Below are 6,667 nucleotides of genomic sequence, written 5' to 3' on the forward strand. Positions count from 1 at the left end.
GGGCCAGCGCCACGGTCTCCAGCCCGCCATCAACCTCGCGGGTGACGGTGGCGGTGCCATCGGCAATTTCGACCTTGGAGGCGAAGGTGCCCTGCGGCCAGCCGAGCAGCGCCGCCAGCATCTGGCCAGTGGCGTTCATGTCGTCGTCGATCGCCTGCTTGCCCAGCACGACGATGTCAGCGCCTTCCTTCTCGGCCAGCGCCTTCAGCAGCTTGGCCACGGCGAGCGGCTCCACCGCCACGTCGGTCTCCACCAGGATGCCGCGGTCGGCGCCCATGGCGAGCGCGGTGCGGATCGTCTCCTGCGCCTGCGTCACGCCGATCGAGACAGCGACGATCTCAGTCGCAACGCCCTTCTCCTTCAGGCGGACCGCTTCTTCGACGGCAATCTCGTCGAACGGGTTCATGGACATCTTCACGCCCGCGGTCTCAACGCCCGTCTTGTCCGACTTCACCCGGACCTTGACGTTGTAATCAACCACACGCTTCACCGCGACTAGCAATTTCATTTTCTTATATACCTCGCTTCTGTCCCGAAAATTGACTGCGCCTTGATATTGGATGTTGCCCGCTCTGGAAAGCCCCGAGCAAGTCGTCCATAAGGCCGCTTATTTCATCCGGCATAGCCGCTGCATCGCCTCTTCAATATCGGCCAGCTTGGCGCAATAACTCATACGCAGGTACTGCCCGCCGCGCGCGGCGTCGAAATCATAACCGGGGGTGGTCGCGATATTGTGGTCCTCAAGCAACCTGGCGCAGAAGGCGGCGCTGTCCTCGCCCCGGCCCTGCAGGTCCACATAAATATAAAAAGCGCCATCCGGCGGTGAAAAAACAGTGAACCCGGCGGCGCGGAGCCCCTCGGCCATCACCTTACGGGCGGTTTCGTAGTTCCTCCGGTTGGCGTCCAGTTCCTCGCGGCAGTCCAGCGCTGCCTCGGCCGCGACCTGCGAGATGCAGGAGGGCGAGATGAAGAAATTCGCCGCCAGCCGCTCCACCACCGGCACCAACTCCTCGGGCAGCACCATCCAGCCGACGCGCCAGCCCGTCATGGAGAAGTATTTGGAGAAGGAGTTGATGACGATCGCGCTGCCGGAAAACTGCGCGGCGGAGGCCTGCGGCTTGCCGTAGGTCAGGCCGTGATAGATCTCGTCCGAGATCAGGCGGATGCGGTTGGTGTGGCAGTAGCGGGCCAGCTCAGCCAGGGATTCGGGTGCCAGCATCGAGCCGGTGGGGTTGGCGGGGCTGGCGATGATCAGCCCCTCGGGCCGGCGCGGCAGGGCTTCGAGCATGGCCACGGTGGGCTGGAACCCGGTCTCGATACCGCAGGGCAGCACCACCGGCTTCAGCCCAAGCGCCACCGCGATGTTCACGTAAGGCGGATAATAGGGCGCGGCCAGGGCAATCTCGTCACCGGGGTCGAAGGCCGCGAGATAAGCCAGCGGAAACGCGCCGGATGCGCCAAAGGTGACGGCGATGCGTCCCGGCGGCACGGCCACGCCGTACCACTCCTGTATATGCGCGGCGAGCCGGCGCCGCAGCTCCGGGCGGCCCAGCGCCTCGGTATAGCCCAGCGCTTCACCGCCCTGCAGCGCCGCCGCCACTGCCGCCTTGGCGCCCGCGGGCAGGCCTGTGCCGGGCTGGCCGACTTCCAGGCGCAGCACCCGCGGCGCGCCAGGGGGCAGCGCCGCCGCCTGGGCATTGGCCCGGGCGATGACCTCCATCACCCGGAAGGGCGGAACATGCCGCCCGGCACCGATCTTCAACACCAATATCTCCATTTAAAGCCCGCTAGGGCGTGCCGAATGGTGCCGTTTTTCGAGCACCGGAGCGCAGAAATGCGGTGCCAGGCGGCCGACATAGTAGGGTTTTTAACGGCCGCCGATGGCCAGCCCCTGGCCGCGAGAATCGACCGTGGCGGTGCAGGAGCCTTCGCTGCCCGGAACCCCGCCCAGGCAGGAGATGACATTGGCGCGGCCGGGCTCAGGCACCGGCGCCGCCGGGTGGCCGGCGAGCGCATTGGCCAGGCCGATCTGCGCGGCCTCGGCAGCGCCACCCTGGCCCGTGCCACTGGCGGCGGCGCGGAAGCTGCTGTTGGTATAGGCCATGGCGGCCGCCAGATCCGGCACAGGGTTGCTGTGCGGCGAGGCGGCCAGCAGCACACCCGTGCCCGGGGCGATGCGCCCGGTGCCGAACAGGTTGTTCAGCGAGGCGACGCAGATCACCGCGCCGCCGTTCTTGTCCAGCGCCATGAAGCTGGCGGAGGCGGGCAGCGTCTCCATGGCCGGCGTTGTCACCGGCAGGGAGGCGGTGGCGTAATCTCCGGCCTTGCCAAACACCGGGGTGACAATATGCGGCGTGGCGGCACCGAGGTCCTGCACGGTCAGCCCGCCACCCGCTTCCTGGGCAGCGGCGGCGAAATTCTGCGCGTAAGCCCCGGCGTAGAAGCCCTGCACGCCCTGGGTGCGCAGGATTTCCAGCGTCACGGCGAGGTCCGGCTGCGCCAGATTGGCCCCGGAAGGCAGCATCGTGCCGCTGGGGGCGAACACGGCGGCGGAAGCCGGGTCAACCAGCAGCGCAGAGCCCACAACCTGCAGGTCGGACTCCAGAACCGGGGAGAGCTGGGCGCTGGCGGCCAGGCGCTCGGCCGGCACGATGACGGCGGATTGCGGCAGCTGGCCATAGCCCGCCTGCAGCGCCAGCAGGCCGCGGGCCATGGTCGGCACGGCTGCCGGGCGGTCGCCACTGGCAGCGGCAGGTGAGCCGGCGGGGAAGAGCAGCGCCACCGGCGCCTGCAAACGCCCCTGGGCGTCCGACATCCGCACCAGGCAGGCGCCGCCGCCGCCCAGCGAGGCGCGGGAAGGCAAGGTCACCGCCATGGCGAGACCTTCCGCCGCCGCGGCATCCGCCGCATTGCCGCCCTGGTTGAGGATCTGCCGCCCCACCAGCGCCGCCTGCGGCTCATCCGCCACCGCGTAGCCGAACACAGCGGGAGGCGCGGCGGTCTGGCCCTGGCCGTTATCCTGCGCGGAGTTCGTGCCAAGGAGTTGGTGGCCTACAGTGGCACAGCCGGAAAGCGCGGTGAAAGAGACAGCGGCGGCAAGGCGAAGAAAGCGGCTGTGCAAGGCGAAATACCCTTGAAAAAACTGGAATATGGCCGGAACTGGCGCCCCGCCTGCTTAGCTGCGAATGCAACGGCCCGCAACGGAGCCCGGGGGCCGGTTTACGCCGCTGCGCCCCGCCGCGGGCGCAGCACGCCGAGCCGCTTGGTCAGGCCATGGCGCAGCTTGGCGATACGGCCGACTCCAGCGAGGCGGCGGTCGAGGAAAGCCAGCGTCCTTTCGTTCTCCGGCGAGGTGTCGCTCAGCCAGTACAAAAGCGTGGCGAGATAAATGGCGCCCAGGCTGGCGCGCTTGGTGTACCAGGAGAAATCGGCGGATTTGTCACCCGCCGCGTACCAGATGGCATCCACCGTGGCGGCGGTGATGCACACCATGCGGGGCGCCTGGGATGGCAGCGCCAGCCAGGAGAGGGCGCGGCGGATTGCCTCCTTGTCGCCCTCCGCCTGCGCCAGGCGCAGCGCGATGACAGCGCGGACCCGGGCGGTGAGCCCGCCTTCCAGCCCCTGCGCCGCCTCGATCATGCGCTGGTCGGCCAGGGCGAAATAGCCCTCGATCATCTCCCCCGCCCCACCGTTGAAGATCAGCCCAGCCTCCTCGGGCGCCCGGCCAAGCGCTGCCAGCGCCGTGTGCAGCGCCTTGCTGGTCCAGCCATCGAAGGGCACGTTAGGCAACAGCGCATCCAGCACCTTGGCGGTTTCGTTATCGACCTGCATCGTCATATCTCCGGCAGCGGCGCGGGGTTGCGCTCCAGTTCCTCATTGTAGCCGAAATAGCGGAAATCCTCCATCCGCATGGGGTAGAGGATGCCGTCCAGATGATCGGTCTCGTGCTGAACCACGCGGGCGGCGAAGCCGGTCAGCTCCTCATCCACTCTGGCTCCATCGGGGGCGAGGCCGGTCAGGCGGATGGACCGGAAGCGCGGCACGGCAGCGCGCAGCCCAGGGATGGACAAGCAGCCCTCCCAGCCCAGCACCTTCTCCGGCGAGAGCGGCGTGACCACCGGGTTGATGATGGCCCGCAGCGGCAGCGCCGCCCCGGTATCGGACCGGCTGGCCGGCACATGAAAGAGAAAGACGCGCAGTGAGGCGAACACCTGCGGCGCGGCTAGGCCGACACCGCCGGAATCGGCCAGGGTTTCGGCCATGTCCGCCAGCAGCCGGGCGAATTCCGGCGTTGTGAGGTCATCGACCTCCGCCGCGCGGGCGAGCAGAACCGGGTGGCCCATGCGGGCTATCTTCAGAATTGCCATATTTGCATGATTGCCCCGGCAGAAATGATTTGGCGAGAGCCGAATCTGTGCTATAGGCGCCTTCACCTTTGCGGAACCGGCCTGGACAAGGCCGCGTTCCGCTCTACTTTTTTTGGTATTTTTTCAGGAGTTGGCGAGCCGGTGCAAGTTCTCGTTCGTGACAATAACGTCGACCAGGCGCTGAAGGCGCTCAAGAAGAAGCTCCAGCGCGAAGGCGTGTTCCGCGAGATGAAGCTCCGCCGCCATTACGAGAAGCCCTCCGAGCGCCGCGCCCGTGAGGCTGCCGAGGCCGTGCGCCGCGCCCGCAAGATGGAGCGCAAGCGCATCGAGCGCGAAGGCTTCTAAGACTTTTTCACGACATTTCGCCAGATTGAGCCGTGGATGGCATGCCATCCACGGCTTTTGGTGTTTTGTTCGCCATCGCGAGGCGACGAAGCCGCCGAAGTGGTCCATCTTCCGGGCGGCGCTTTGCGTCGCTTGCGATGACGCGCAGGAACCCGCCCTCACCCCTTCTGGATCACCAGCAGCCAGGTGCCATCCTCCTGCTCCAGCAAATCCAGCGGATCGTGGCCCTGGTCCGCCGCAGCGCGGGGCACGTTCTTCAGCGGGTCCTCGCCCTTCAGCCGCACTAGCAGGACCTGCCCGGGGACCATCGTGTCCAGCGCAAGGCGGGTGCGCACATACGTCATCGGACAGGTTTCGGCGCTAATATCTATGGCTTTGTCGTGTTTCGGCAGGGCGGATAATGGCATGGTAATTCCCGTTAAGGCTGGACCAGAGCATAAACTTGGGCCACAAGGCACGACGATGGATATAAGCATCGAGCGCCTGTGCATAGAGAACGGGCTGAAGATGACAGGGCCGCGCAGGGTTATCGCGCGGGTGTTGTCTGAGGCGACCGACCACCCGGATGTGGATGAGCTGCACCGGCGGGCGAATCGCGTCGATAGCCGGATCTCGCTCGCCACCGTGTACCGTACCGTGCGCCTGCTCGAATCCAAGGGCATTCTCTCCCGCCGCGACCTCGGCAGCCGCCGCGCGCGCTACGAGCCGAGCGGGGACAAGCACCATTTCCACCTTGTCGATAAGGACACCGGCACGGTGGTGGAATTCGCCGCCCCTCAGGCGGAGGCTCTGCTGTGCGAAATCGCCGCGGCACAGGGCTTCGAGGTGGACAATATAAAAATCGAGCTTTTTGGCCGGCGGACGGCCAAATGAATCAGAGTCTCATGCCCCAGCTGCCGCGCTTTACCATCGGCAATGCCGCCCCTGGCTTCCCGGAGCTGCGTGCGAGTAATCTTGGTGTGCGCCTGGCCACCACCACGGACGAGCTGGAGGCGGCGCAGAACCTGCGCTACCGCGTGTTCTACGAGGAAATGGGCGCCCAGGCCGATGCCAAAACCATCGCCACCGGCCGCGACAGCGACGAGTTCGACGCCATCGCCGATCATCTGCTGGTGGTGGACCATGACCTGGGCGAGGGTGCTGCGAGCGTCGTCGGCACCTACCGGCTGATCCGCCAGGAGGAGGCGGAGCGCTTCGGCCGGTTCTATTCCGAGAGCGAGTACGACATCGGCAAGCTGAAGACCTTCCCCGGCAAGAAGCTGGAGCTGGGGCGCAGCTGCACGGCCGCCGCCTACCGCTCCCGCGCGGTGATGCAGTTGCTCTGGCGCGGCATCGCAGCCTACGTATTCCATCATGGCATCGACCTGATGTTCGGCTGCGCCAGCCTCTTCGGCACCGACCCGGATGCGCTGGCTGAGGAACTTACCTATCTCGCCACGCACCACATGGCGCCGGAGGCGATCCGCCCGCGCGCCCTGCCCTCCCGCTATGTGGAGATGCGCCGGCTGGACCCGGCCAGCATCAACCCGAAAGCCGCGCTGATGCGCCTGCCGCCGCTCATCAAGGGCTATCTGCGCCTTGGCGGCTTCGTGGGTGACGGCGCGGTGATCGACGCGCAGTTCAACACCACGGATATCGCCGTGGTGGTGCAGACCGACCTTGTGACTGAAAAATATTACCGGCTCTATGAGCGTGAAGCCCGCTAAGCCATAAGCCGCGCCAAGACTATGCCCAGCTCCGGGAGAGTGTAATAAAATGACCGATGATGATGTGACCATACCGGATTCGCTGCTGCCCTATGACGAATGGACGCAAGATGCATTGCGCCAGGTTGTGGTAACCGCGCTGCGACATGTTGCGCATGAGGGACTGCCCGGCGGGCACCATTTCTATATCAGCTTCAAGACCGCCTATCCCGGCGTGGCCTTGCCTGACCGCCTGCGCGCCCAGTATCC

General features: G+C 66.3%; 10 protein-coding genes. 4 read left to right on the forward strand and 6 right to left on the reverse strand.

Annotated elements, in window-relative coordinates:
• From ACLPJJ_RS04425 to ACLPJJ_RS04445, 5 genes are all read right to left on the reverse strand, one after another.
• Nucleotides 1-508, reverse strand: a 508-nt coding sequence (locus tag ACLPJJ_RS04425; protein ID WP_443589740.1) for an electron transfer flavoprotein subunit beta/FixA family protein, incomplete at its 3' end; no start/stop codon positions are given.
• A 99-nt stretch (nucleotides 509-607) separates the two neighbouring features.
• On the reverse strand, nucleotides 608-1,765 hold the full coding sequence (locus ACLPJJ_RS04430) for a pyridoxal phosphate-dependent aminotransferase (protein WP_443589741.1): 1,158 nt from the start codon (nucleotides 1,763-1,765) through the stop codon (nucleotides 608-610).
• A 102-nt stretch (nucleotides 1,766-1,867) separates the two neighbouring features.
• Nucleotides 1,868-3,121: a gamma-glutamyltransferase gene (locus ACLPJJ_RS04435; protein WP_443589742.1), complete on the reverse strand. Its 1,254-nt coding sequence runs from the start codon at nucleotides 3,119-3,121 to the stop codon at nucleotides 1,868-1,870.
• A 98-nt stretch (nucleotides 3,122-3,219) separates the two neighbouring features.
• Entirely contained in the window at nucleotides 3,220-3,837 is a 618-nt protein-coding gene (locus tag ACLPJJ_RS04440; RefSeq protein WP_443589743.1) for a COQ9 family protein, read from the reverse strand.
• Nucleotides 3,834-4,367 (reverse strand): peptide deformylase, encoded by a 534-nt coding sequence (locus tag ACLPJJ_RS04445; RefSeq protein WP_443589744.1) that lies wholly within the window; start codon nucleotides 4,365-4,367, stop codon nucleotides 3,834-3,836. Before ACLPJJ_RS04445 ends, ACLPJJ_RS04440 begins: the two co-directional genes overlap by 4 nt.
• 141 nt (nucleotides 4,368-4,508) lie before the next feature.
• On the opposite strand from ACLPJJ_RS04445, the gene rpsU reads away from it, so the two are divergent.
• Complete coding sequence (gene rpsU, locus ACLPJJ_RS04450; RefSeq protein WP_007421557.1) at nucleotides 4,509-4,712, forward strand: 30S ribosomal protein S21; 204 nt, start codon at nucleotides 4,509-4,511, stop codon at nucleotides 4,710-4,712.
• A 158-nt stretch (nucleotides 4,713-4,870) separates the two neighbouring features.
• Here rpsU and ACLPJJ_RS04455 read toward each other — a convergent pair whose 3' ends face one another.
• A complete protein-coding gene (locus ACLPJJ_RS04455; protein ID WP_443589745.1) occupies nucleotides 4,871-5,119 on the reverse strand; it encodes a sulfurtransferase TusA family protein in 249 nt (82 codons plus the stop codon).
• Nucleotides 5,120-5,174: 55 nt separating this feature from the next.
• Here ACLPJJ_RS04455 and ACLPJJ_RS04460 point away from each other — a divergent pair, with 55 nt between their 5' ends.
• From ACLPJJ_RS04460 to ACLPJJ_RS04470, 3 genes are all read left to right on the forward strand, one after another.
• Entirely contained in the window at nucleotides 5,175-5,585 is a 411-nt protein-coding gene (locus ACLPJJ_RS04460; protein WP_443589746.1) for a Fur family transcriptional regulator, read from the forward strand.
• Entirely contained in the window at nucleotides 5,582-6,418 is an 837-nt protein-coding gene (locus ACLPJJ_RS04465; RefSeq protein ID WP_443589747.1) for a GNAT family N-acetyltransferase, read from the forward strand. Before ACLPJJ_RS04460 ends, ACLPJJ_RS04465 begins: the two co-directional genes overlap by 4 nt.
• A 49-nt stretch (nucleotides 6,419-6,467) precedes the next feature.
• Nucleotides 6,468-6,667, forward strand: a 200-nt coding sequence (locus ACLPJJ_RS04470; protein ID WP_443589748.1) for a ClpXP protease specificity-enhancing factor SspB, incomplete at its 3' end; no start/stop codon positions are given.

It is taken from the genome of Acidocella sp., from assembly GCF_052326845.1.
In the GTDB taxonomy this organism is placed as follows: domain Bacteria; phylum Pseudomonadota; class Alphaproteobacteria; order Acetobacterales; family Acetobacteraceae; genus Acidocella.

Coding starts and splice junctions, on each gene's coding strand:
- ACLPJJ_RS04460 (WP_443589746.1), top strand. CDS start 5,175: ATGGATATAAGCATCGAGCGCCTGTGCATAGAGAACGGGCTGAAGATG.
- ACLPJJ_RS04455 (WP_443589745.1), bottom strand. CDS start 5,119: ATGCCATTATCCGCCCTGCCGAAACACGACAAAGCCATAGATATTAGC.
- ACLPJJ_RS04440 (WP_443589743.1), bottom strand. CDS start 3,837: ATGACGATGCAGGTCGATAACGAAACCGCCAAGGTGCTGGATGCGCTG.
- ACLPJJ_RS04465 (WP_443589747.1), top strand. CDS start 5,582: ATGAATCAGAGTCTCATGCCCCAGCTGCCGCGCTTTACCATCGGCAAT.
- ACLPJJ_RS04445 (WP_443589744.1), bottom strand. CDS start 4,367: ATGGCAATTCTGAAGATAGCCCGCATGGGCCACCCGGTTCTGCTCGCC.